The organism is uncultured Streptococcus sp., from assembly GCF_902463925.1.
Taxonomy (GTDB): Bacteria; Bacillota; Bacilli; order Lactobacillales; family Streptococcaceae; genus Streptococcus.
In genome coordinates this window covers 94,710-120,516 of record NZ_CABQHE010000002.1, presented here as the reverse complement: position 1 = coordinate 120,516, position 25,807 = coordinate 94,710, and the positions used below count along the sequence as shown (strand labels likewise).

The 25,807-nt window shown below is 41.6% G+C and carries 13 protein-coding genes and 4 pseudogenes; 2 read left to right on the top strand and 15 right to left on the bottom strand.

The features are described from left to right. Positions 1 to 357: 357 nt before the first annotated feature. The 10 genes and pseudogenes from RDY04_RS02285 to RDY04_RS09545 all read right to left on the bottom strand — a co-directional run bounded on the left by RDY04_RS02285 (position 358) and on the right by RDY04_RS09545 (position 16,091). Entirely contained in the window at positions 358 to 507 is a 150-nt protein-coding gene (locus RDY04_RS02285; RefSeq protein ID WP_303950392.1) for a hypothetical protein, read from the bottom strand. Between the two features lie 77 nt (positions 508 to 584). Then, on the bottom strand, positions 585 to 668 hold the full coding sequence (locus RDY04_RS02280; RefSeq protein ID WP_303950643.1) for a hypothetical protein: 84 nt from the start codon (positions 666 to 668) through the stop codon (positions 585 to 587). Between the two features lie 29 nt (positions 669 to 697). Next, positions 698 to 1,588, bottom strand: a pseudogene (gene secY2, locus RDY04_RS02275) (accessory Sec system protein translocase subunit SecY2); the annotation flags it as partial. 94 nt (positions 1,589 to 1,682) lie between these two features. Continuing rightward, on the bottom strand, positions 1,683 to 3,776 hold the full coding sequence (locus RDY04_RS02270) for a glycosyltransferase (RefSeq protein WP_303950389.1): 2,094 nt from the start codon (positions 3,774 to 3,776) through the stop codon (positions 1,683 to 1,685). A 319-nt stretch (positions 3,777 to 4,095) separates the two neighbouring features. Continuing rightward, positions 4,096 to 7,275, bottom strand: a complete 3,180-nt coding sequence (locus RDY04_RS02265) for an SMC family ATPase (RefSeq protein WP_303950387.1) — start codon at positions 7,273 to 7,275, stop codon at positions 4,096 to 4,098. Further along, the gene (locus RDY04_RS02260) at positions 7,272 to 8,480 is read right to left on the bottom strand and encodes an exonuclease SbcCD subunit D (RefSeq protein WP_303950386.1); all 1,209 of its coding nucleotides are present in this window, start codon (positions 8,478 to 8,480) and stop codon (positions 7,272 to 7,274) included. Before RDY04_RS02260 ends, RDY04_RS02265 begins: the two co-directional genes overlap by 4 nt. Before the next feature lie 386 nt (positions 8,481 to 8,866). Beyond that, a pseudogene (locus tag RDY04_RS09550) lies at positions 8,867 to 9,130 on the bottom strand (IS110 family transposase); the annotation flags it as partial. Further along, positions 9,039 to 9,594: pseudogene (locus RDY04_RS02255) on the bottom strand (IS3 family transposase); the annotation flags it as partial. The pseudogenes RDY04_RS02255 and RDY04_RS09550, both read right to left, overlap by 92 nt. Before the next feature lie 120 nt (positions 9,595 to 9,714). Further along, on the bottom strand, positions 9,715 to 15,537 hold the full coding sequence (locus tag RDY04_RS02250) for a ZmpA/ZmpB/ZmpC family metallo-endopeptidase (RefSeq protein WP_308000820.1): 5,823 nt from the start codon (positions 15,535 to 15,537) through the stop codon (positions 9,715 to 9,717). 428 nt (positions 15,538 to 15,965) lie between these two features. Then, positions 15,966 to 16,091, bottom strand: a complete 126-nt coding sequence (locus RDY04_RS09545; protein ID WP_369683899.1) for an IS3 family transposase — start codon at positions 16,089 to 16,091, stop codon at positions 15,966 to 15,968. A gap of 117 nt (positions 16,092 to 16,208) precedes the next feature. Here RDY04_RS09545 and RDY04_RS02245 point away from each other — a divergent pair. Continuing rightward, a pseudogene (locus RDY04_RS02245) lies at positions 16,209 to 16,459 on the top strand (ABC transporter ATP-binding protein); the annotation flags it as partial. A 93-nt stretch (positions 16,460 to 16,552) separates the two neighbouring features. Here the strand turns inward: RDY04_RS02245 and RDY04_RS02240 are convergent. Together RDY04_RS02240 and RDY04_RS02235 are read right to left on the bottom strand one after the other, a co-directional pair. Next, on the bottom strand, positions 16,553 to 18,421 hold the full coding sequence (locus RDY04_RS02240; protein WP_303950382.1) for an ABC transporter ATP-binding protein: 1,869 nt from the start codon (positions 18,419 to 18,421) through the stop codon (positions 16,553 to 16,555). Beyond that, a complete protein-coding gene (locus RDY04_RS02235) occupies positions 18,411 to 20,156 on the bottom strand; it encodes an ABC transporter ATP-binding protein (protein WP_303950381.1) in 1,746 nt (581 codons plus the stop codon). Before RDY04_RS02235 ends, RDY04_RS02240 begins: the two co-directional genes overlap by 11 nt. A gap of 544 nt (positions 20,157 to 20,700) precedes the next feature. On the opposite strand from RDY04_RS02235, the gene gshAB reads away from it, so the two are divergent. Further along, complete coding sequence (gene gshAB, locus RDY04_RS02230) at positions 20,701 to 22,965, top strand: bifunctional glutamate--cysteine ligase GshA/glutathione synthetase GshB (RefSeq protein WP_303951687.1); 2,265 nt, start codon at positions 20,701 to 20,703, stop codon at positions 22,963 to 22,965. Between the two features lie 61 nt (positions 22,966 to 23,026). On the opposite strand, the gene RDY04_RS02225 is transcribed toward gshAB, so the two are convergent. The 3 genes from RDY04_RS02225 to RDY04_RS02215 form a co-directional block, all read right to left on the bottom strand. Next, positions 23,027 to 23,623 (bottom strand): hypothetical protein, encoded by a 597-nt coding sequence (locus tag RDY04_RS02225; protein ID WP_303951685.1) that lies wholly within the window; start codon positions 23,621 to 23,623, stop codon positions 23,027 to 23,029. Beyond that, positions 23,595 to 25,133 (bottom strand): DUF1310 family protein, encoded by a 1,539-nt coding sequence (locus RDY04_RS02220; protein WP_303951683.1) that lies wholly within the window; start codon positions 25,131 to 25,133, stop codon positions 23,595 to 23,597. The genes RDY04_RS02225 and RDY04_RS02220 overlap by 29 nt, the downstream gene beginning before the upstream one ends. Before the next feature lie 106 nt (positions 25,134 to 25,239). After that, the gene (locus RDY04_RS02215) at positions 25,240 to 25,800 is read right to left on the bottom strand and encodes a GNAT family N-acetyltransferase (protein WP_303951680.1); all 561 of its coding nucleotides are present in this window, start codon (positions 25,798 to 25,800) and stop codon (positions 25,240 to 25,242) included. Between the last annotated feature and the right edge of the window lie 7 nt (positions 25,801 to 25,807).

Genomic DNA, 25,807 nt, shown 5'->3' with positions numbered 1-25,807 from the left:
TATTTTCCTTGTTTGACCTTTGTGACCTTTTTATTCTTCTTACATCCGTTACGGCCAAGTCCTAGACCCGTTAACGATACGATGAAGTCTGAGATATTGATAGTTTCCTCAATCTTACCTTTGTTTGCTTTTTCCTCATTTGAGAGATTAATTGGCCTCTTGTATTTAGAGACTTTACCCTCATCTCAATGTTAGTTATGCTATCAACAGATGAAGCTGTGTCACCGTTCTTATCGAAATGTTTTTCCACCATATCTTCTTTTAAATCTAAGCTATTCAACTTCAATCAAGTTATAACAAAAAGTAGATTAGGACTTAGTTCCAATCTACTTTCATTCTAGATATTGAATGTTAACATCATAAATCTAACAAGTTTTCCAAATGTGTAACGGCATCTGAAAAGTTATCAACAACGTAAGTTGCTACTTCTTTAACAGCCTTTGGAGCATGGGACATACAGTAAGAAATGTCTACCACCTCAACATTCCCAAATAAAAAACACCTCATAGCTAGATTGTTATCTAACATAGAGGTGTTTTTTGTGCTTTTCTGAGTATTGTTATATCTTTTGCAATACTAAACTACTAATAGTCCTCACGTTCTTCATCTGTCTTACGTTTAGCAAGAAAAGCAAGACCTGTTGCAGATGCCAAAGCACCAAATACCATTGATAATGATGAGTTTTCCTCACCTGTCTTAGGAAGAGCATGACCAGATAAACAGCCAACCAAAGAGGTTGACCGACCGTCAAGGCCTTGATGGCACCACTGATCCACTTGTTTTCAGGATGGATAAATTGAATCAGCATAAAGACATACTGTGGAATGCTGACTAGTGACATGGCATACATGAAAGGTATCCCTCCGGCTGGGGTCAACATAATATCCAAGTAAGAATATTGTTTGAAGCGGTTATGAATATTGATTTTATTGATTGGGATACGATACCTAGCCCTCTGCACAACCCCTGAAACATAGAGGAAAATCAAACTGAACAGAATCAGAGGAAACAAAACCTCCCAACCAATACCTAGCTTTTCAACGCTATCCATGATTTGATAAGGCAGATTGGCCATCATACTTGCCATCAAGATAACAATGGAGCCTCCAATTCCAAGGAGAGAGTTAAGGTCTGATAACCAAACCAAGAGAAAGGTCCCAGCAATCAATAAAATGGTATTCATGAAAACGACGAGACCGGCATTAACCCCAGAAACGATAGGTAGGTTCAAGGACACTGCCAGAGATTGGACAAGTGCAATTGCTAGAGCTAAGTACATTCGTCTACGATCCTGAATCTCGACGGGAAGATTTTTTAAGCCCATTTTCTTAGAAAAAGAAAACATCTGCCAGAGAATCATTGCTGACATCCAGGGTGACAAGCCTACTGAAAAAAGAGACATAGAGCTGAGGTTCCCACCCATCATGGCACTAGAGAAACCCAAGGAAGCCATGGCTCCCCCAAAGATATTTGCATTTTTCAAATCCACAAACGGTAGAACCAAGCGATTTCCCAAACAATAAATAAAGAGGAAAAAGACGGTCCATAACACACGTTTTGTGATTATCGATTGACCAATTTTTTTCACTGTTACTCCTACTTCCTGCCCTATAGACAGACTGATATTTTTCGTTAGAAATGAGACATAAACTAAATTTCAGACCACTTATCCAAATAAAGGATTACAGGCTCTTCTTACGCATCTGGCGGATGGTCTCAGCCATTTCTTTCCAACGATCTCTTGAGTAGGTCTGTTGGTTATGCTTGGTTGACTTGAGGTCCTCAAACCCTAAAATCGGTTTGTTTTCAAACCTAAAGGCATCAAGAATTTCCACTACTTTTCTGCCTGGATTGATATCCAAAAGCAGGTCACTAGTACGCACCAATTCCAAATCTAGCCCATTTAAGCCCGCAATGGCTGAGTAAACCGTCACATTTGGATAGGTAATCAATTGGGCCAATTTGTCTGACACATGCTGGCGTGAGGCAATTTTAAATTGTACCTTAGGAAGAGCCGAGATTAGATCTGTCAAATGAGGGATTTCTGAAATGTTGGTGTAAACTAAACATGTAAATGGACGGCCCTTAGGATAAAGCATGTCCTCTGAAAGTGGCAGTAAGGAAGCATTTCCAGCTACTTCTGACCAATCCATTTGGGCATAGAACCACCAAACCTCACGATAAGCTTGGCAAGCCAAAGGTAACCAGGGCTTACGGTGTGAATCATAGTGTAGAACCTTTGGATAGTCTTGACCATTTGGCAGATGGTAGCCAACTAGACTAGACTTGGTCACAGCGTAGTTGTTGTCAAAAGACAAAGCCAACCAGTTGTTACAAAAAACCATATTAAGAATTGACTGCTCGGCAAATGGTACCTTGTCATGCCATTCGCTGGTCATGTCAATCAAGTGGTTTCTCATGTTGTATTGCTTCCAATAGGTCATATCAATCACCATGAAATCTGCATCAAACATCATCTGACGATTCTGAACTTGAATAGCATAGTCACGTACAGCAGCCAAAGAACGGCCTTGCAAATCAAGGGTAAAGAGGTCTTCTAGCGAACCAGTAACCACCATGTCACTATCCAAATAAAGAGCTCTCTCTTCAGATACAAAGTCCGTCACAAAATAGCGTAAATAGCTAGCATAGTTACTATTGGTCTTGTATTGCTTGATATGACTGCTATCTACACGACAGTTAATCACTTCACTACCAAAAGCAGCTAGATGACGGTTGAGCCCCCTAAACCACTCTTGAGAGAAATCATCGTTAATCAAGTAAAAACGAATATTGCGATGATGGAAAACGATAGATTTTATGGTCGTAAGCACTTGGTCAACATAGGCATAGTTAGCTGCTAGGACAATAGCATGCTTTTTAGTCTCATAACGTCGAGGAGCCAAGCTCAAAACTTGGAATTTTTCCTGAATTGAGCGATAGGCTTCAGAATCTGTGAGACCTAGTTCTTCCACATTTTTCAAGCAGGTCTCTAGCATCTGACGATAGGTAACCATGTATTTTTCCAGAGAGAAACCATGGCTAGCAACAATAGCCAAGCGTTCCTCCATAGCATAAACCAAAGTCATCATCCAATCTTGCATCCAAGTCGCCGATGGCATCTCTGGACTCTCACGGTAAACATAAAGTCCCTTATTGAGATAAACCGTACGCTCACTCATGAGATAGGCCTTAAGGTTGAAAAAACCATCTTCTCCTGCATGCTCTTTTGGGAAAAGTAAGTCATTAAACAAGGAACGTTTGTAGAGTTTTCCAGTGGCTGAAATCAGAGCAATATTGATGTTATTGCTTTCTTCAAAGAGTCCATCAATAATCTGAGCGGGTGAATAGACCTGTTCGTAATAATCTTCATCCTTGATATAAAAATAAAAGAGATCTTCCGATTCCTTATAAACACTGTAATTAGCTACTGCGATATCTGCCTTGTGAACTTGAAGTGCCTTATAAAGCTCCTCTAGATAGGTTGACTCTACCCAATCCTCAGCATCCACATAGGTTACGTAAGCTCCCTTAGACTGACGAATACCAATATGGCGAGCATCTGAAAGCCCTCCATTATTCTTTTTAAAATAGAGGATACGAGAGTCCCTAGCAGCATAACTACGGCAAATGTCATCACTATTGTCTATTGAGCCATAATTGATAAGGATGATTTCAATATTTTGATAGGTCTGACCCAAGACACTGTCTAGACAGGTCTGGAGTTGATTTTCTACATTGTAAACGGGAATAATTACGGAAATTTTTTCTGTCATTTTTTCTTCTTTTTTCTAGCTAGTGCATTTTCCTGTCTCAAACTTTTATAAGATATCAAGACTGTAAACACATTCTATACACTTTTTCCTTGATTTTATAGAGACACAACTATACTAAATTATAGCATAGCATCGCTTAATTTTCTAATAAATTAACATTTTCATAAGAGGTTAAACTAATTTCCTTCTATTTTCAGAAAAAAACTGATAGTTAGGAAAATTGAAATATGTAGATAGAAGAAGAGATAACTCCGATGAGAAACTATTTCTTAGAACGATTAAAATGTTTTGACGAGAGTTCTTAACACCCTAACTTATCTCACCCTTTATCCACAATCTTAATACGGCTACTGCCATCATGAGACTTGATGATAGCTAGTTGTTGGGCGATGCCTTCTTTCATATCGTCCACGTGACTGATGACACCGACCATTCGGTTTTCACCGATTTGTTCCAGAACAGCGATGGCCTTGGTCAGGGCTTCCTTATCCAGTGATCCAAATCCTTCATCGATGAAGAGAGCTTCAATAACAGCCCCCTTGCTGGTATTTTGCACCACTTCTGAGAGAGATAGAGCAATAGCCAGTGCGGCGATAAAGGTTTCACCACCTGACAAGGATTTGACGGAACGCTCGCTACCTGTCAGCTGGTCATAGACGTTAATGTCCAAACCAAAGTGATCACGCGCCCTGCGACCTTCCTCGCTCAAGACAAAGGAATAGCGGTTATCCGTTAAGAGACCGATGTAGTTGGCATTGGCATAATCCAAGATTTGTTGGAAATACTGACGGATAACATAGACTTCCAGATTAAGACGACCAGTCAGAGCCGTATTTTCTCCCTTAACCACCTTGGCCAAATCACTGAGTTCTTGGTGGGCCTTAAAAGCCTCTTGGTTGCTGTCTTGAAGGGTTTTAGCCGCTTGGTAAGTAGCCGTCGCATCCTTAAGGCCCTTCTTCATGACAGAAACCTGAGCGAGCTGCTTGTCATAGCTTTCCTGACAAGCCTGTACTGCTTGCGCTAGACTATCTAGATCTGGTTGCGCTTGATTTTGGAGAAGCTCTTGTCCCTTACAAATCTGCGCCTGTAACTCTTGTTTGAGAGTTGCATAAGTCGTTAATTTGGCTTGAAGCATAGGAATAGCTTGATTATTTACTTCAAGAAGCCAGAGTTCGACCTGCTCTAAGTCATTGGTGAGGGTCCCTTCAACCTTGATACTTTGCTCTAATTCAGCAGATAATCGCTTAACGTCTTGTTCTAACTTCTCTTTAGACTTAGTTATACTCTCAAGCCGCCCTTTGATTTCTCTAATATCGGCATGAAGTTGGTTATAGGCCTCACCATTCTCCTTGACCTGCTTCTCATAAAGAGCCAATTCCTGCTTAGCATGTGCAATACGATTTTGATAAACCTCAACAGACTCAAGCTCCGGATGAGCTTCTTGTAAATCCCTTAGGCGTTCCTTAGCTTGGTCAAGCGCTGCCTTGGCCTCTTGATAGGTTTTAGCCAATTTTGTCAATTTTTCCTGAGCTTTACCTATCTCATCCTGATATCGGACATAATCATCCTCTTCCTTATCATAGCGTTTTTGGAACTCTTGATAATGCTTCCCAACAGCACTCAACAAGGCTTGCCCACGGTCAGTTTCATAGTCTTCCGAAAAATCAAAATCAAACCGTCCCTTAACCTGCTCTTCTAATTCTTGATAGTGCTTTTCAAGAGTTACCTTGACTTTAGTCACTTGATCAAGCAAATCTTGACGTTTAGATTCAACTTCGCTCAAGGTAGCCTGACGATTTGACAAAGTAGCGACTTGCTTTTCCTTTTGAACTTGAAGCTTCTCCACCTGATCCATGAGATTTTTCAAAGCCACTTCATCAGCTTGTGTTCCACCAATGTTAGGGTGTTCCAGGGCACCACAAACCATACAAGGCTGTCCCTCTTCTAACTCTGCTTGCAATTGGGCAATCATGAGTTGACGGCGTGAAGCCAAAGTCCTTCTTAACTCCTCTTCCAATTCTTTGAGAATTTCTTGGGCTTGGTCAATATCAAAAGATAGCGTTTGATGACGTTTTTCGGTCTTTGTCAACTCCTGATTCAAGCCCTCTAATTCTTTTAGATCCTGAGCCAGTTGCTTATCCACACTGTAGCCTACAGACTGAAGGAGTTTTTCAGCCTCATGCAGACTCTCTAAACTAAGACGATTAGCTTCCAAATCTGACAGAGACTGGTTAAGAGTCTCGATCTCTTTTGAAGCCTTCTGATAGGTTGCTTCCAACTGCTTGTAGTTAGCACTCGACCGTTTGATTTTTTCCTGTTCTTGAGCAAGACCCTGGGCATAGATAATGTCCTCTTTCCACGCTTCCAGTTTCCCTTCTTTCTGAAGAAAATCCTCAGATTGAGCTGCAAGTTCCTCTTTTTGAGCCTTAACATCCTCAAATGCCTGCTGCTTAGCACTTAATGCTTCTTGAGCAATTTCAAGATCCTGCTCTAATTGTATCAACTGTTTCTGATATTGCTTCAAGGTTCGAATGGTCTCCTGCAGACCTTGAGCGAACTGTAATTCCTCCAGATGCGATTTCGCTTCTGCCTGTTCCTGAACCCCTTCCTCAATTTCTAGACGGTAACGCTCCTTGGCTTGCTCCACGTCTTGGAAAATCTTTGCTACATCTTGTGCAGTTTGCAAACTCTTCTGCAGTTGTGCCAAATCCTCATGGGCATCCTTCAAAATGCTTTTCTGCTCTTCAAGATTTTCTTGACGCTGAATCAGAAGCTCTTCAAGACGTGTCAATTTTTCAGAGGCTGGCGTTTGCTCCAAGACGGCTAATTCTTCCTCAGACCAAGCCTGACTGGCAAAATGACCATCTAGCTGAGCCTGACGCTTTTCCATATCCTTGTTGCTCTGACGCAGACGCTCTTCCAAACTCTTTTGAAAACGGTCAAAAATACCTGTTCCAAAGATTTTCTTCAAAATTTGAGTCTTAGTCTTAGAATCTTCTTTCAAGAAACGGCTAAAATCATTTTGAGGAAGGAGGATAATCTGTTTGAACTGCTCAGCATTGAGGCCCAAAATCTGCTCAATCTGGTCACTCACTTCCTTGATTTTATCCCCAAGTTTTTCAATTTCTTGACCACCAATCTTATCCACAATGACTAGAGAAGCCGTTGCTTTTTGCATGGTCGTACCACCGCCTCGCTTGGCCCTCTCCTGCTGGAGCACACGCTCAATGCGATAAAGATGCCTGCCTTGTTGGAAATAAAAAGTCACCTTGGTCAAATCATCCTCTGGACCAGCAAAGGTCGACCGCATCTCCTCGACATTGCGGTCACCACTAGTTGTCGCAAACAAGGCCACTGTCATGGCGTCAAAAAGCGTACTCTTGCCAGCCCCCGTGTCCCCACCAATCAAAAAGAGGGGAGCATGGTCAAATTGGGTGAAATTGATGACTTCCTTACGATAAGGTCCAAAATTAGTCAATTCTAACTGAACTGGTCTCATTGTCCACTCCTCTCAATCTCCTCAAAAATACTTTCCACAAGGGCAGCCTGTCTCTCAGACAAGACGTCGCCCCCAGTCACTGTCTGGTAAAAATCAGAAACAATTTCCTGTGGCGACTGCATTTCCAAATCTTTTAAGTGCTGATCAACAGTCACGTTTTCTTCTCTGACATCACCCAAACGACTGAAAGTGATTTCTACAATATCTGTCCCATAAATTTCTTCCAGACGGGCACGCACATTGATACCCTCTAATTCCTTACGACTGGACAGTTGAATATCAAAGGCAAACCAAGCCTTTTGACAAGGCTGTTCCTTATAAAATTCAGGTGACATCAAGGTTTCAAAAGGCGCCTGCAAGGTCAAAATCGGCCGTCTGACCTCTAGAGGATGGAAAGTCTGAGACAAATCACTAGACGCATCCAATTCAACAATATAGACACCCTTCTCTTCCTTACGTTTTGCTTCTTTGACATTAAAGGCGACTGGGCTACCTGAATATTGCACACACTTGGTCGGACTAGCAAAGCGGGTATGGATATGCCCCAAGGCCACATAATCGAAAGCCTTGAAAAGGTCACTGGTCACATTGGTAAGACCACCTACCGTATTGCTGGTTTCAGACAACATCAGGTCACGTAGACTTTGACCATCCTGGTCATCTTTCTTAGAAACCGCAAAATGCGTCACCAAGACATGGGCCTTGTCATAATCAAAAGCTTTTTCCATATCCTCAAGAATGTAGGCCAAGGCATCACCAATCCCTTGAATTTCCTTTTCCTCATCATCCTTATAGTAAATACGAGCATCAATAGGGTCGATAAAGGGAAGCAGGAAAATCTGGCAATCCTCTAACTCAATAGGCTCAAAAGCCTCCTCCAAACGTGTGCTTAAATGAAGGCCCTGAGGTTGAAAAAAGTCTCGGCCAAAATGCAAGCGTTCAGCCCCATCGTGATTACCACTGATGGCATAGACAGGAATCTGCTCCTCTAAGACCAAACGTGCCAAGGTCTTATTAAAAAGCTTAATCGCATCCACAGGAGGCACTGCACGATCATAGAGGTCCCCAGCAATGATGACCCCATCCACTTTTTCCCTAACAGCCAAATCCACAATTTGTTGAAAAGCCCACTCCTGCTCTTCCAACAAAGACCAGCCATTGAGGGTTCGTCCTACATGCCAATCTGACGTATGTAAAAACTTCATGACAGTCTCCTCATTCATTTTGTCTTACTCTATTGTACCTTATCACGCTAAATACTGCTTAAAAGTTTCACAAGCTTTGATAGTTTTCCCACTTTTTATCTAAAAAGACCAAAAAATCTCTCCCGAGCTATCCTGTACTGACCCCAAAAAATTAGACAATTAATTTAAGTAAAGGATTTAGTTCAGTATTGCACAGGATTGAGTCCTTTGCTACCATTTGTCAAGTATATCAAGGTATTTGATGAAAAATAGTTTGAGTTCCATAGTCAAACTAAGGAAATTGTCTTTTTTTGAACTAAAGTTTAGTGTAAAAAGTGTACACCAAACCAACACCTTATCTGGTGATTTTTTTGATAAGGCGTTACAATAATATGGCATAAACAATTTTACCGATTTTGGGTAGAAGTATAATCGTAAAGTTTGTTATGCGTTATGAGATAATACATTGTTCTAATGAGACGATGTATAGAGGCAATCGTATGTGGCTTAGTTGAAGCTATTGTCGATTGTCTTTTTCGTTTCTCATAAAAATCAGCGATATGGCAGGGATTGGTATGACTAGCTGAAGCGATGTTGTGAATGCACTTGAACAAGATTTTTCTGGCATAGGGATTCCCACGTTTGGTGATATGTTCCTTGGCTAGAAAGTTTTAGTTTTGCATCAATTCGTTTGTTGTTGTAATAATCAAAATAGTCTACAATAGCTGGTTTCAATTGATTAAGCGACTTAAACGTCTTATCATAACCATAAAACATCTCAGACTTAAGAATGCCAAAGAAAGACTCTATCATACCGTTGTATGGGCTGTTCCCTTTACGGGACATGGAAGGCTGAATCCCCTTACCCACTATAAAATGCGATGAGAATACGGTGTTGATATAACTACCCCTGTTAGCTACTTGGAATATTAAACTCGGTCACATCTTTGTTGCACTTTCCCATTGGTTTTAATGCTTCAAACTGGCGTTGAATGAGATTATCTGCTTTCATACCAACCTCTCCTTGATATGAAGAATATTTCCGTTTACGACGAATTCTAGCGGTTAAACCAAGTACTTTCATAAGACGTTGCACCTTCTTATAGTTCACTACAAAACCACGATTCCTCAATTTATATATTTGAATTTTATCTTCATAAGTCAATTTCATAATAAAAGCACCCCAAAAGTTAGATCTTTTCTGTCTAACTTTTAGGGTGCAGTTCATTTTCGCCAAAGGAAATTCTTTCATCTATTATTTGAAAATAGAACTTGTGAAACTATCTGTCTCTTGTAGGAGTTTCTTATAGACAGCTTCTTTGAGTTTCGTCGTATGACTTGTTGACACAGATTTATTACCCTTATTATCTGTTTTAATACTTGCAGCATCTTTTGCTACTGCAGCTTTAAACAAGGCTAATAAATCATTATAAGAGCTTATTGTTGTGCCGTCAATTGCAACTGTCGTCAAACCATGTGACGCTTTGTCTTTCACTTCTTTGAAGTAGGCCTTCTTGAAGGCTTCTAGTGAGTTGAACTGACCATCAGAAATCTTGCTAATGATAAAGTCGTCTCCAAGAGTGGCCTTACCAGCCGCTTTTGCTTCTTGTTTATATTTGTTAGTAGCATAACCTAGGAAGCCTTTTTCATAGCCATAGTAACCCCAGAGTCTGAAGGTGTTATGCTTGAAGGACATAGCTCCTGGAGATCCCTCACTGGTATTACCACCATAAATAGCAGACATCATAGGGACATTGACATAGGCAGAAGAGAAATCATCTGGTTTATAGACACCATTCCCAGGACCACGATTGGTCATAAAGTTATTATCTACAAGGTCATCAATAGAGGTCAAGTTAATAGCCTTTTCACTATCACTTAGAGAACGAACCTGGTCGTATTGATTTTTACTATTACCTCGTAACTGTTTATCTACCTTCTTGAACCATGCGTTATTGAGCTCTTGATTTCCTTGACTGAGGACTGCTTCCCCTTCAAGTGAGTCAAGAAGCATGAGAGTATCATTGTAGCCCTTCATGTAACGGTCGATGGCTTCACGTGAGTTCAACTTGTTTGGATTAGTGTTGTACCACTGATTACCGTCATTTGCTCTTTCAAATGCCATGTTAAGTCCTAAGGCGCCGTATTCACCTTGATGCCCCTGAGTAGCCGGTGATTGCAACATTCCTTGGGCATAGGCTTCAACGTCTGTTCCTTCACGACGACCAAAACCTCCAAAGTAGGCAATACGGTCATTGAGATGAGTCGTTTCATGCGTAAAGGCTGAAGCACCGTACTCGCTAATCATGTTAGACATGACGTAAGTAACCTTAGCACGATTGTCGTATGGATTGTCGTAGATGGCAGCATAGGCACCAGCCAAAGCTCCATTATCGCCGTAGTACTCACCGACTGGTCCATAGATTTCACGGATTGGCGCATAGACTTCCGTACTGTTCTTGAATTGGCCGTAGCGCTCTGGCCAACCTGGCCAACCATGACCCCAGACATAGAAACCTTCCCAGATTGGATTGACAATGTCTTTGAACAATTTGTTTTTGACATTATCTGCAGCCAATCTTTGCCAGAAATCAAGGTAGTTGATTTGACGTTGGGCGGCTAGATCAATCTCAGGTTTCAACTTCTCTAGGGTTGTGTTGTACTTGTTAGCTGTTCCATAAGACATGGTGTCATAAGTAGAAATCAGGAACATCTCTGTCTTATCAAGGTTCAACAAAGGCAAAATCATCTTGCGGTGGAGACCACGACTAAGATTGTCATAAACACGATACTTGTGCTCGCCAACACCTTCATTTTGAGATGCCTTCTCTACAACGTAGACTTTATCCTTAGCAGCATCGATGAACCAATCATTCATATTGTCGATAGTCGTAAAGAGTTTTCGGTTGTAGTTGAGGAAGTCGGTAAGATCACTAGAAAGGGTACTCTTAGCGAGAACTTCACCGAAAGCATCGTAGGTTCTTAAACCACTGATATTATTTTCTTTAGAGCCAATCTCAATCAAACGGTCAAGGACATCCACATTTTTACCATAGAAATCTGGTTTGAAGAGCATGATTTCTTTGATGTTAACATCATCAAACTTCACACCGTAATAACGATTCAAGTAGGTCAAGCCTAGCAAGAGGGCTGCTTTATTTTTCTCGACCTTGTCAAGAATCATTTGTTGGGCAGCAGATGATTGGTTAAGCTGGTGGTCTTCATTTTGAACCAACTTAGTCACAAGGTTCGTCAAATTAGTTTTAACAGCGTCAAAGCTTTCTTCCAAGAAGAGGTTCTTGATAGCATTAACCTTATTTTGACCTGTACGACCAAGTTTTTGGTAAATTGGGTCAGACTGCAACTCAATTGGTTTCAGGATATCAACAATCCCATTGATAAGGCTCGAGTGATCTTTTTGAACGATATTTGGAATGTACTTGATACCCAAATCAGTAACAGTATACTCCTTAACGTTGCTCAATCCTTCAGAACTATCTGAAAGCTTGAAGTAGTCTTTGGTACCATCAGCATAGTGGACAATAATCTTATTAGCAGAGCTTAGGTCAGTGACAAAATTACTATCCTTCATTGGTGTCACTGAGAGCACTTCTTTGGTGTTCAAGTTGTGGTCCTTAGCCAGTTTGTTGGCTTGGTAGACAATATAATCCTTGTTATAGAATGGCTGGAATTTCTCAATATTCTTGTAAGCCTGCTTGTATTCTGGATTATAATCTTGAATATTGGCAAAATCTGCTTGACTAGAAACGTTGTTAAGGGTATTCAACGCGTAAGGCTCGCTGACAAATGTATCAGCTGTAATCTTGTAACCTTCAACACGCTTGTCGGCTTCTTCCTTAGTCAAATGTTTGAGTTTTTTAGGACTCTTGGTATCTTTACCCGTACCATCTTCGGCCGAGCTGTAACCAACAACACCAAAGAGGTCCTTGATCTGAGGCCCACCATCTTCATCATTGACATCATTAGAAGCAAAAATCTCTTGACCTTTGATAACCTTGGCATAGGTCACGTTGTCTTGAACAGCACCGTATGGCCATGTCTTAGCGACAATACCACCGACATTTCGTGTGTTCTTGACATCAAGAACACCCTTGGCTACTGAATTGGTCACCTTGGCCTTAGTTCCTGACTTCCAACTGTTGAGCATGTAAGTGACAAATGGCACCAACATACTTGCATTGGCATTATTAGCTGTAATAGTCGCATCCACATAGGCTCTGTTGACGAATCCCATGTAGTTTGAACCAGCAATCCCACCAACTGTCGAGTTATTACCGACAGAGTTAATCTTACCAATAAAGGCGACATTCTCAACCTTGCCATCTTCATCAATCTTATTGACGATACCTGCCACGTCATTGTTACCAGTGACTGAACCAGTCACCTTAACATCTTCAATCAGACCCTTGTTTTTAAGGTTAAATCCAACCGTCGCGATTTGATTTTGATCAGGGCGATTGATGTCTACATTTTCAAAGTTGATATTCTTGATCGTTCCGCCATTGATGACATTAAACAATGGATGCTCTAAATCATAGATGGCAAAGCGTTTGTCACCATCACTGAGCAACTTACCAGTAAACTCAGTCGTGATATATGACTTGCCATTTGGAACGACGTGGCGAGCACTCATGCTTTGACCAAGTCTAAACTCACCTGATGGATTAGCCTGAATGGCATTGACCAACTCAGCAAAATCATAGTAAACATTGGCTTGGCTAGCCTGAGGTTTCTCAATGTAATAGCTATAAGTCTTCGCAAAATGGTTTTGGGCATCACGTTGCACCAAATTATCCGCTTCTGCAGTTACCTTATAAACCGCCTTGCCACCAACTGTTGTTTCTTCGATGGCTTTCACTGCCAAGTAAGTGGTCTTCTGATCCGCAGAAGTCAGCTTCAAGTAGTAATTCGTCAGATCCTGAGGCACAGCTGTCAGGCGAGTCTCGTCCACCTCTGTTTGATTATCATACTTGATCAAATCTGTACGTGTAAAATCTTTAAGCTCAACCTTCTTGAGATCCAGTTGGATAGTTTGGTCTGCCAAAACCTGACTCTCCTCACCGTTGCCACGATCAAAGGTCATGGTTGTCGTAAGGGTATAAGGCTTGTAATAGGCTAAGTTGGTTAAGTCAGCAGTCAAGGTCGTGCTAGGAATATCAAGCGTTTGAATAACCTGTCCATCTTGCTTGAGGACCGCCTTAATAGTCGTGATAGCTGCTGAACCTGGATTAGTCAAGTTGTAGCTAAGTTTAGCACTGCGACTCAAGTCATCCTTGTCAACCTGTGTCAGTGTAAGAACTGGTTTTTCAGATATCTTAGTACCTTTGCGAACGATACGATCTTGGGCAGGAACTAGCACTGTTTCAGTAACAGTTGGTTCTTCAGCAGTCTTACTTCCCTTAAAGGTCTTATAAATCTTGGTAATTTTATTTTGTCCTTTTTGTCCTTCTTGGACAACCTGCACAACGCCTTTCTCAAGTGTATCATCTTCTTGGACAATTTCTTTAAATGGAAGCTCTACAATAGACTCTTCAGTCGTTGTCCCATCTAGAGGCTTGCTGCCACGACGGATTTTTCTAGGTTGTGGCACCTCAATAACCTTACCTGACACAATAGTCGGCTCACCAATCTTAACACCATCAATGGTTTGGTAAACTTTATGGATTTCTTGGCTACCTTTTTGGCCCTCTTGATCAACAACTTCTTCATCCACATATTTGTTATCATCAGTAATAACTTCGATAGGATAATCAATGGCTTGCGTTTCAGTCTCTGTGATACTTCCGACAACTGGGGTATAAACAGGATTCTCAGCTTGGACAATAGCCTCACCTTCATGACCTGATTCTTGTGTACCCTTAGCTTCTAGTTTGCCTGTATAGTCTGGGTTAGCAGGTTGAACAGCTGCCTCACCTTTGTGACCGGATTCCTGTGTACCCTTGGCTTCCAGTTTACCTGTATAGTCTGGGTTAGCAGGTTGAACAGCTGCCTCACCTTCGTGACCGGATTCTTGCGTACCATTGGCACTAATTGGACCTGTATACTCTGGTGTTGCTGGTTGAACTAGAGATTCGCCTTCATGACCGGATTCTTGTGTTTCGTTATCACTAATTGGACCTGTGTACTCTGGGGTTGCTGGTTGAACTAGAGATTCGCCTTCGTGACCGGATTCTTGCGTGCCATCGGTACTGATCGATCCAGTGTACTCTGGGACAGTGTTCTCTGGGACTGCTGGTTGAACAAGGGATTCGCCTTCATGACCTGATTCTTGCGTGCCATTAGCACTGATTGAGTCAGTGTACTCTAGATTGGCAGGTTGAACAAAGGATTCACCTGCGTGACCGGCTTCCTGAGTTCCTTTTCCCCAACTTATTTCTTTATCTATTTCATACCGGCTTGCTGTGTTTCTATCTTCTCTTGATGGCTCAAGTCCTTTCAAAGTATTCTCCAAAGGTTGTTCAAGCTCAGGCTTAGATGAGTAACGCAAATAACCGACATACTCATAACCATCAATGGTAATAACACCTTTAGCTAGGTCCGCCTCATCTGAGACAGCTAGATTCTGATTATAAGCCTGCAACTCTTTATTTTGCAAAGCAAGAACCTCAAGAGGGATAAGTAAGCTTTGCCCAGCTGCTCCAATCAAGACCAATCCAATACTCTTTTTGCGATATTTTTTTGAAAATAGGAGCACAGCCAAAGTTGCTGTCGTCAGTCCTAACCCTGTTGCCGCCCAGTCAGAACTGCCTGTCTTAGGCAGAGTAGCTTGACTATCTCCCTTACGTTTATAGACCAGATAAAAAGTATCATCATTTTGATATGCCTTTGGAATAGCATGAACCACTTGCTTCTGCTCTTCGGCTGTCAATTCATTTTCAGTAACATAAGCCAGATGTACCGATGGATCCGTAGTAACCTGATCCGCCGAAACTGGCTTAGACACGAAAAGACCACCTGCTATGAAGAATGTTCCAATAGCAACTGGTCCAACACCAACTGACAATTTACGAATAGCGTATTTTGTCACTTTTTCAACAACATGATTTGCTTGTTTCATTCATAAACTTCCTATTTGTTAATCATTGTACCTCGAAGGCACGTCAAAAATAAAGATATTATCGGATAAACACGCACTTTATGCATCTATTAACCTTCTTCAGAGGTCTATCATATCCTTTTTTTAATGTTTAGGCAAGTATTTTCTCTAATTTTTAATCAATATAAATAATTGTTTAGCGACCATACTTTTCTTTCATGAAAACATCTAAAACCTTTTCATGTAAATAACTACAAAGACTCTAACATTTGTAAAAATATTCTCTTGAAATTTAAACTAATAACAATCCCAAAGTAAAATAATTGGTCTAATCTCTTTTATTTTATTCTTTATCTAATACTTTAATGTAAGTGAAGATCATCTTTCAATAGACACAAAAGAGCCCCACTACTGGCACTGCACCCCAATAATGGGACAAGAAAAACCTCTTATGCGACCAGTTTTCTGTACTCTACAGGAGACTGGTCATTTAATTTTTGTTGAATTCTAGCTTCATTATAAAATATGATGTCATTTTTAACAATATCTATTATACTATAGTTAAGTTTCTTCAATTATAGAGATGGAAGGTTTCAGAGTTGAGAACAGAATGAAACCATTCGATACAGGCTAGCTTAGTTTCTACTGAATATGCTTTTTTTGTGTCTCATTTTATGGATGCAGTGCCTTCAATCGCTGACCTATCTGGTGGGCAAAAAGGAAAACTGCTCCTACTGCATATAGTCTTAGAAAGCCCTCAGCTCCTAATCTTAGATGAAGCAACCAAAATTTTTTACCCACCTCACAACCCCAAGTCCGACAGCTCTTTGAGAACTATCCAGGTGTAATTCTTACAGTATCACATGATGTCAACTATCTCAGACAAGTCTGCCAAAAGATCTATCGACTAGACTCACTCGGTTTAGAAGAAGTTGAGATTTAAGACATTAAATCTGTCGTTTTTATAAGAAAATTCTCAAAAGAAACCTTTTCTTCATATGCAAAGAACTCAGGCAAAACCTGAGTTCTTTTAATGTTAATCAATTTCAAGACCACCAGTATAGAGTCGGTAGTAGGTACCACCTTGTTCCATAAGGGCATCATGATCACCACGTTCAATGATACGTCCATGATCCATAACCATGATAACATCAGAATTAACGATGGTTGAAAGACGGTGGGCGATAACGAAGACCGTACGTCCTTCCATAAGTCGGTCCATCCCCTCTTGTACCATTTTTTCAGTACGAGAGTCAATAGAGGAAGTCGCCTCATCAAGGATAAGAACCGGTGCATTGGCAAGGGCAGCACGCGCAATTGCAATCAGCTGACGTTGTCCATTAGACAAGCCTGCGCCATCATCTGTAAGAACAGTGTCATAACCATTGTCCAAATGTTGCACAAAGGAATCCACATTAGCAATACGGGCAGCTTCAAGGATTTCCTCGCGTGTCGCATCGGCACGACCATAGGCAATATTTTCAGCGATAGTTCCCGTGAAGAGATGGGTATCTTGAAGCACGATACCAAGTGATCGACGAAGAGAATCTTTTTCAATCAGCTTGACATCAATACCATCATAGGTAATCACACCAGATTGGATGTCGTAGAAACGATTAACCAAGTTAGTAATCGTTGTCTTACCTGCACCCGTCGCACCAACAAAGGCAACCTTTTGCCCCTTGTCTGCGTATAGATTAACGTCATGAAGGATTTGTTTCTTACCATCGTAAGAGAAATCAACGTCTTGGAAGACCACATTTCCGACCAACTCGACCAATTCGTAGTCGCCATTTGGACGTGGGTGTTTCCAAGCCCAGAGATTGGTTTTCTTGTCTGTCACAACCATTTGACCGTCTACCAATTCGTAGTTGACCAGAGTGACCTTACCTTGGTCTACTTCTTCTGGCTCATCCAAGAGGTCAAAGATACGGTCAGCACCAGCAAGCGCCATAAGGACAAAGTTAAGTTGTTGAGAGACCTGAGTAATAGGTCCGTTGAAGGAACGGTTCAATTGTAGGAAGGCCATGAGACCACCGATAGTCAAACCACCGACGCCATTAAGGGCAAAGAGTCCACCGACCAAGGCGGTCAAAACAAAGGAAACATTTCCTAAGTTCCCAAGAATTGGCATGAGAACATTGGCATAGCGGTTAGCCAAGTAAGAAGATTCAAAGAGTTGCTCGTTAATCTTGTCAAAATCAGCCATGCTTTCTTCTTCGTGGACAAAGGCCTTGACCACCTTTTGACCTGACATCATTTCCTCGATGAAGCCATTTTCAATCCCCAGATTCTTTTGTTGTTCACCGAAGTAACGGCCTGATTTAGCGGATACATTTTTAATAACCATAAACATGATACCTACCACGACCAGAACCACGATAAAAAGGAGAGGACTCACGGTAAGCATGGTTACTGTCACACCGATAAGGGTAATGGCTGTTTGTAGCAACTGTGGAATGGATTGTTCAATGGCCTGACGAAGGGCATCGATGTCGTTGGTGTAGATAGACATGATGTCACCGTGTTGGTGAGTATCAAAGTAACGAACGGGCAGCTTTTGCATACGAGCAAAGAGCTGATTACGAAGGGAACGCAGAGAATCTTGCGAAATCGTCGCCATGAGGAGTGATGACACATAGTTGGCAATCACACCGATAAGACAGAAAACACCCACCGAAGTCAAGAAACGTAAAAGCGGTCTAAAATCGTGGCTACCAGATTTGAGCATGGGTTGAACATAAACGTCAACCAAGGACTGAATAGAAGCCGTCAAATTGACCGTTGCCAAAGAAGCGACCACAATGAGGACAAAGGCGATAGAAAGCGAAAGTTTGTAGTCTTGCCACAAAAAGCGTAGAAGACGTGCTAGAGAGCCCCAATTAGCTTTTTTCTTATTCTGCATCTGCTACTCCTTTCCCTTGTGTTTGCATCTTGTAGACGTCACGATAAATGGCATTGTTAGCCACCAATTCATCGTGGGTACCAATAGCATCGATACGGCCGTCATCCATAACAACGATGCGGTCTGCATCTTGGATAGATGAAATACGTTGTCCGATGATAATCTTAGTTGTTTCCTTTAGGCTTGACGCAAAACCTTGACGAATCAAACTATCTGTCTTAGTATCAACTGCCGATGTCGAATCATCAAGAATCAAGATTTTTGGATTCATGAGAAGGGCACGTGCAATACAAAGACGTTGACGTTGTCCTCCTGAGACATTGGCTCCACCACGTTCAATCTTGGTGTCATAGCCATCCTTAAACTCTTGGATAAATTCATCAGCTTGGGCAATCTTACAAGCTTCAATGATTTCTTCATCTGTCGCCTGTTTATTTCCCCAACGCATATTTTCCTTAATGGTCCCTGAGAAAAGGACGTTGGTTTGTAGCACCATAGCAACTTGCTTACGCAAGCTATCCAAATCATAATCCTTAACATCGTGGCCAGCAACCTTAACTTGACCAGCTTCCACATCGTAAAGACGAGGAATCAACTGAACCAAACTTGATTTCCCAGAACCTGTTCCACCAAGAATACCGATAACCTCACCAGACTTAATATCAAGTGTGATATCTTTGAGGACATGGGTCTTATCACCATTTTCATCAGTATATGAGAAATCCACATGATCAAAGCTGATAGAACCATCTATGACTTCTGTCAAGCCATTTTCAGGTGAAACAATGGTTGAATCAGTGTTGAGAACTTCATTGATACGCTCTACAGAGGCCATAGAGATAGACAACATGACAAAGATCATCATAAACATCATGAGTGACATGAGAATGGTCATGGTGTAGCTGAACATGGAAGTCAATTCCCCAGTAGTCAGGCTACCTCCAACGATAAGATGGGCACCAAACCAAGAAATCATGAGGAAGGATGCATACATAGACAACATCATGGCTGGGTTAGACATGACAACCACACGAATGGCACGCATGAACATCTTGTAAATACGACGTGAGGCCTTCTTGAATTTGTCAGTCTCTTCCTGCTCTTTAACATAGGATTTCACCACACGCATGTTGGTGATGTTTTCCTTGATACTGTTATTGAGGTTGTCATAAGCCTCAAACACTTGAGTAAAGAGAGGATATACGATTTTGGTAATAATGGCCAAAACCAGACCGAGGAAGAGTGTCACACCAACGAAAATCCAAGCCATTTCGCCATTAATCAGGAAACTTGCTGCAATGGCAAAAATCAGATTAAGTGGTGCACGTACACAGACACGGATAATCATCTGGTAAGAGTTCTGCACGTTAGTAACATCAGTCATCATACGTGTTACCAAACCACCAGCTGAAAACTTATCGATATTTTCAAAAGAGAAGGTTTGAACCTTTTTGAAAATGGCCTGACGTAGATTCTTGGCAAATCCAGCAGAGGCAAAGGCCGCATAGCGTGCCGACTGCATCCCACAGAAAAGCGACAGGAAGGCACAGACCAACATTAGGCCACCATAGAGCCAAATGTTAGACATGTTAGATTGCTGGACACCTTTGTCCAAAAGATTGGCCATGACAAAGGGAATGGAAATCTCAAACATAACTTCTAGCGTCATGAAGAGGGACGCTAGGATTGAGGGTTTCTTGTATTCCTTTATCTGGGCGATCAGGGTTTGAAACATAATTACCTCCGTTTTTTATTCTTTTTTCTTTTGAAATTTTTCTTTTTTGATGCTTTCTTAAGTGATGGCGGACGTCAGCGACCGACTCAGTCGTTCCATGACTAGTTATCGAGCCAAAGTCTCGATAACTCCGCTTCCTATAACTGCTCTGCAGTTATAGGAATATCATCACGGCGAAAGCATCGCTGTTGGGCAGAGCAAAGCTTAAAACTAACAGTCTTATGCTTATCATTTATCTATAAAAGAACGGCTAGACCCTTTTTGAGAGCATACAAAAGCCCCTGAGGGCAGACCCTAGGGATTTTTTCGTTCTCATATATATGTCACTAGTATAGGTTAAATTGAGTAAAATTGCAAGCATAATATCATTTCACTAACATTTGTAAGTATTTTATAACATTTGATAAAGAATAGTTCTAAAACCTGCTTATTTTTCACAAACTTATCATAAATGTTCGTAAACCATTACCAAACGTAGCAGAAATTTGTTTTCTGTCCCTATTTATAATAGACTAACACTAACATTAGATGAAAAGGTGACTCTATGACTATAAATCAACTGCTTCAAAAGCTAGAGCCTACTAGCCCTATCCTTCAAGCAAACTTTGGGATTGAACGCGAAAGTCTTCGTGTCAATAGACAGGGAAAATTAGCACATACGCCTCACCCTTCTTGCCTAGGAGCTCGAAGTTTCCACCCCCATATTCAGACTGACTTTTGCGAGTTTCAAATGGAGCTCATCACACCAGTTGCTAAATCTACCACTGAGGCCCGTCGTTTTCTTGGAGCCATTACCGATGTAGCTGGACGTTCCATCAGTAAAGATGAACTTCTCTGGCCCTTGTCCATGCCACCTCGTATCAAGGCCCAAGAAATCCAAGTCGCCCAACTGGAAAATGAATTCGAACGCCATTATCGTAACTACTTGGCCGAAAAATACGGAACTAAACTTCAAGCTATCTCAGGTATCCACTATAATATGGAACTAGGGAAAGATTTGGTTGAGGCCCTATTCAAAGAAAGTGACCAGACTGATATGATTGCTTTCAAAAATGCCCTCTATCTTAAGCTGGCTCAGAACTATTTGCGCTACCGTTGGGTAATTACCTATCTCTTTGGTGCTGCACCTGTTGCTGAGCAAGGCTTCTTCGACCAAGAAGTGCCAGAACTCGTTCGTTCCTTCCGTAACAGTGACCATGGTTATGTCAATAAGGAAGAAATCCGAGTATCTTTTGCAAGCCTCGAAGATTATGTCTCTGCCATCGAAAACTATATCGAACAAGGAGATTTGATTGCGGAGAAGGAATTTTACTCGGCTGTTCGTTTCCGCGGACAAAAGGTTAATCGTTCCTTCCTTGACAAAGGAATCACCTATCTGGAATTCCGTAACTTCGACCTTAACCCCTTTGAGCGTATCGGTATTAGCCAAACTACCATGGATACCGTACATCTGCTTCTGCTAGCCTTCCTCTGGATGGATGCCCCTGAAAATGTTGATCAGGCTCTAGCTCAAGGTCACGCGCTAAATGAAAAAGTTGCCCTCTCTCATCCTTTAGAGCCTCTACCTTCTGAAGCTGAAACTCAAAACATTACGACGGCTCTGGACCAACTGGTGCAACATTTTGGGCTTAGTGATTATCATCAAGGTTTAGTCAAGCAAGTCAAAGATGCCTTTGCTGATCCTAGCCAGACACTAGCTGCTCAACTTCTGCCTCATATCAAAGACAAGTCCCTTGCTGACTTTGCCCTTGACAAAGCTCTTGCCTATCATGATTACGACTGGACTGCCTACTATGCTCTCAAGGGCTATGAAGAGATGGAACTCTCCACTCAGATGTTGCTCTTTGATGCCATCCAAAAGGGGATTCATTTTGAGATTTTAGATGAGCAGGATCAGTTCCTTAAACTCTGGCATAAAGATCATGTTGAGTACGTCAAAAATGGTAACATGACCTCAAAAGACAACTATGTAGTACCTCTTGCCATGGCTAATAAAACCGTGACCAAAAAAATCCTGGCTGATGCTGGTTTCCCTGTTCCCGCTGGCGACGAATTTACCAGTCTGGAGCAAGGGCTTGCCTACTACCCTCTTATCAAGGAAAAGCAAATTGTAGTCAAACCAAAATCAACCAACTTTGGTCTGGGCATTTCCATTTTCCAAGAGCCTGCCAGCCTTGAGAACTATAAGAAAGCCCTCGAAATTGCCTTTGCAGAAGATACAGCTGTTCTTGTGGAAGAATTTATCCCAGGAACCGAATACCGTTTCTTCATCTTGGATGGGCGTTGTGAGGCTGTCCTCCTTCGTGTTGCTGCCAATGTTGTCGGTGATGGAAAACACACCATTCGTGAATTGGTCACTCAGAAAAATGCCAATCCATTGCGAGGACGTGATCACCGCTCACCACTTGAAATCATCGAGCTAGGAGATATCGAACAATTAATGTTAACTCAGCAAGGTTATGCACCTGATGATATTCTCCCAGAAGGGAAAAAGGTCAATCTACGCCGTAACTCTAACATTTCTACGGGTGGTGACTCTATTGATGTCACTGAGACTATGGATTCCTCTTACCAAGAACTGGCTGCAGCTATGGCAACTAGCATGGGCGCTTGGGCTTGTGGGGTTGACCTCATTATTCCAGATAAAACCCAACCTGCTAGCAAGGAAAATCCTCATTGCACCTGCATTGAGCTCAACTTTAACCCTTCGATGTATATGCACACCTACTGTGCTGAAGGTCCTGGCCAAGCTATCACTCCTAAAATCCTAGATAAACTTTTTCCAGAAGTTGCCACAAATAAAAACTAAAACTTAAATCTTAGGAGCAAACAAATCACCTTTATCTCGAGATAAAGGTGATTTTGCTTTATTAACCAAACTCTCCTGCTTCTTCCTCAGGATGAGTTTCCATGTACTGGATGTGTTGTATGTAGGCATCTTGAGCCTGATTGAAGGCTTCCTGATCACTATAAGGATAATCTATGTAAAAGAGATCCCGCCAGCCATTAAAGGTCTGACTATTGTAGAAACCTTGAATCTTTGTGGGAAGAAACTCTTTGTTGTAGCTGATGCGCAGCCTGAGTAAGGTCTTATCCTGAAACTGAGTGATGATACTGTTGGAGGTCTCTTGGCCTTCCAGATTAGACCAGACCTTATTCAGAACAATATCCTGACTATAGTGATTAGCTTTTATGCGATTTTTGTCTACTGGGAGCTTCTGGGTAGCCTCTAAGAGGTAGGACACCTCTCCTTGAAAATAAGCCTCAATGGTTAAATCCCCAAGACTGGAACCATATAGTAAGCCATCCTTAATAGCAATGTTTGATCCAAAAAGTCTTTGGCCAGCCACATCAAAGGACATCCCCTCATCCTGCCCGTAGAGCTTGATGGCATAGGCATCCCTTACACGATAGAAATTTTTAGCGACAAGAACACTATCAAGGGTTCCAGTCTTTTTTGTCTCCACCTTGGGACTTGTAGGTTTCTTGGTAAAAGCTGTCAAACCCATTAAGCACAAGATGAGAGCGAATATAATCAAGGTAAGCATTGTAGACCTGGAGCCGGTCTTCAGCTTTAACTTGTCTCCATGTTTCAAGGTCTTTCAAGCCTCCTTTTTTAACAATATCGGCATAGCGCCCACCGTTTAAGACATTCTTGGGATTTTTCCACTTCCTAACCATCTTGCGTCTAATCGCATTGTCAGCAGGGTGACGAACATCGAGATAGGTATGGCTATTATTGAGATAGGCCGGTAAGTCAGCATTCAAGCCCTTAGACAGCCCATAGTTAGCAGAGTCCGTATCGGCAATGTCAGCACCATCTTCAATCTTATAATGCTTAGGATTAGAGTCGATGCTGTCGTCTTTCCTTTTCTTGTAGACATTCCACTCAGAGACAAATCTCCCTGTATCCATATTGACAATAAACTCAATAAAACGGGAATTGCTAACTCCGTAAGGGCCCATGACACTGGTCTGAGGTAGCTGAATTTTCATGTTCTGCGGATAGGTAAAGTCTCCCAAGCTTCGATTATGGTAGGAAGCACCTGTCGTATAATCCAGACGAATCTTCTTGTCCTTGCTGTAGGCCAGAAGCTTGTCCAAATCCGTCTTGCCCTTGTAGTTGGTCCTAATATAGTCCATGGACTGCTTATCAATCCAAGACCTAAAAAGATGGAGCTTGATACCTAAGTCATCCACCCCAAGCCCTAGATCCGTCTGATAAGTCTCCATAATAGCTTCGCGGAAGTAACTGTAAAAAGGACTGGTTGGCTCTAGTTTCTTGGAAAATTTATAACCTGACTTCCCTAATTGAAGGAACTGATACTTATCTACATAAACCTGCATGTGCTCCATAACCAAATTGAGCTTGTCACGATTAGGCAGTTTAGAAGCTTGGAAAAAGGCTGTATAGGTATCTGAGCCCACTTCCTTACTTTCTTGATCGATTTTTTGCAGAACCTTATCCAACTGGTTCAAAGAAGTCTTCTTCATCTTACTTCTGACCTGAGCCACATAGGCCGGTTTAATGCCTTGATCCCAGTGATCACGAGTTATAATGGCATCTGCCTTTTGGGAAATTAAGGTCAACCGTTTCTGATAAGGCTCAGCCTCCAAAGCCAGTTTCAAAGCCTTTGACGGCGTCGCTTCAACCACAGATAAATCACCGTAGATATCGGCCTTAAGGACAAGATTTACCTGCATATCATAGGAATGATTGATATGGAGAGCTAGACGAAGCTTACCGTTTTCCTTCCTAACTGACAGGGGAGCGAGTTGATAGGATTGAATGACCCCAGCTCGACTCAGAGCCAGTTTGTCTAGATTTTCAAGAGAATCCTGATAAATATAGGAAATCTCGGGATCATTGACCTTTGTGACCAAGTATTGGTTTTGATGCCGATCAAAAACCACAAGACCAAGTATGAGGATTACAGTCAGAGCACTTGCCAAATACTGTAAAATTACTTTCTTCATAGTACCTCCATTATAGCATAGGACGACAAAATATTCTGAAAACGATTGGCAAACGTTGAAAACAAATGAAAAAACAGGCCAAATAGTACCTGTTTAACTCAATTTTTTATAAATCACTCAAGCGACGATGTTTGATACTAAAATCAAAATAAGCATTTTCCTGAAGCTTATGAAATATCTCTCTGTAGGCTTCTTCGTCAAAGTGATCGCCACGATAGAGAATTTCAAAGCTTAAGCCCTCATATTCCAAAAAGGCGTTGGAAGTCTTAAAACCATTACGCTTATAGAAATCCCAACGCGCCGCACGTTGCTCAGGATTGTCATTGGGTTCATCCAAGCGCTCTACTTCCAAGACCATAGAACGCGATGGTCCATAAAAGTCCACCAGTTTATCAATAATCTCACTTCCGTAGCCATGACTCCGCATTTGAGGGACAATGGCAAAGAAACTTACATAAAAAACTTTGGCATTGTAGAGAACTGAGGCAAATCCAACAAAATCATCTTCGTCATAAAAGGCAAAGAAATGATAATCATCACGGCCATCTAGTTGTAAGAACTCACTCAAAGGAATACGTTCTTCTTCTGGAAAAGCCTCGTTGTTTAATCGCTCTACCCTATCTAATTCTGGAAACTCTTTGGTAATTAATTGGCTACGTAAAGCCATAAATTTT

Coding starts and splice junctions, on each gene's coding strand:
- RDY04_RS02285 (WP_303950392.1), bottom strand. CDS start 507: ATGAGGTGTTTTTTATTTGGGAATGTTGAGGTGGTAGACATTTCTTAC.
- RDY04_RS02280 (WP_303950643.1), bottom strand. CDS start 668: ATGGTATTTGGTGCTTTGGCATCTGCAACAGGTCTTGCTTTTCTTGCT.
- RDY04_RS02270 (WP_303950389.1), bottom strand. CDS start 3,776: ATGACAGAAAAAATTTCCGTAATTATTCCCGTTTACAATGTAGAAAAT.
- RDY04_RS02265 (WP_303950387.1), bottom strand. CDS start 7,275: ATGAGACCAGTTCAGTTAGAATTGACTAATTTTGGACCTTATCGTAAG.
- RDY04_RS02260 (WP_303950386.1), bottom strand. CDS start 8,480: ATGAAGTTTTTACATACGTCAGATTGGCATGTAGGACGAACCCTCAAT.
- RDY04_RS02250 (WP_308000820.1), bottom strand. CDS start 15,537: ATGAAACAAGCAAATCATGTTGTTGAAAAAGTGACAAAATACGCTATT.
- RDY04_RS02240 (WP_303950382.1), bottom strand. CDS start 18,421: ATGCAGAATAAGAAAAAAGCTAATTGGGGCTCTCTAGCACGTCTTCTA.
- RDY04_RS02235 (WP_303950381.1), bottom strand. CDS start 20,156: ATGTTTCAAACCCTGATCGCCCAGATAAAGGAATACAAGAAACCCTCA.
- gshAB (WP_303951687.1), top strand. CDS start 20,701: ATGACTATAAATCAACTGCTTCAAAAGCTAGAGCCTACTAGCCCTATC.
- RDY04_RS02220 (WP_303951683.1), bottom strand. CDS start 25,133: ATGAAGAAAGTAATTTTACAGTATTTGGCAAGTGCTCTGACTGTAATC.
- RDY04_RS02215 (WP_303951680.1), bottom strand. CDS start 25,800: ATGGCTTTACGTAGCCAATTAATTACCAAAGAGTTTCCAGAATTAGAT.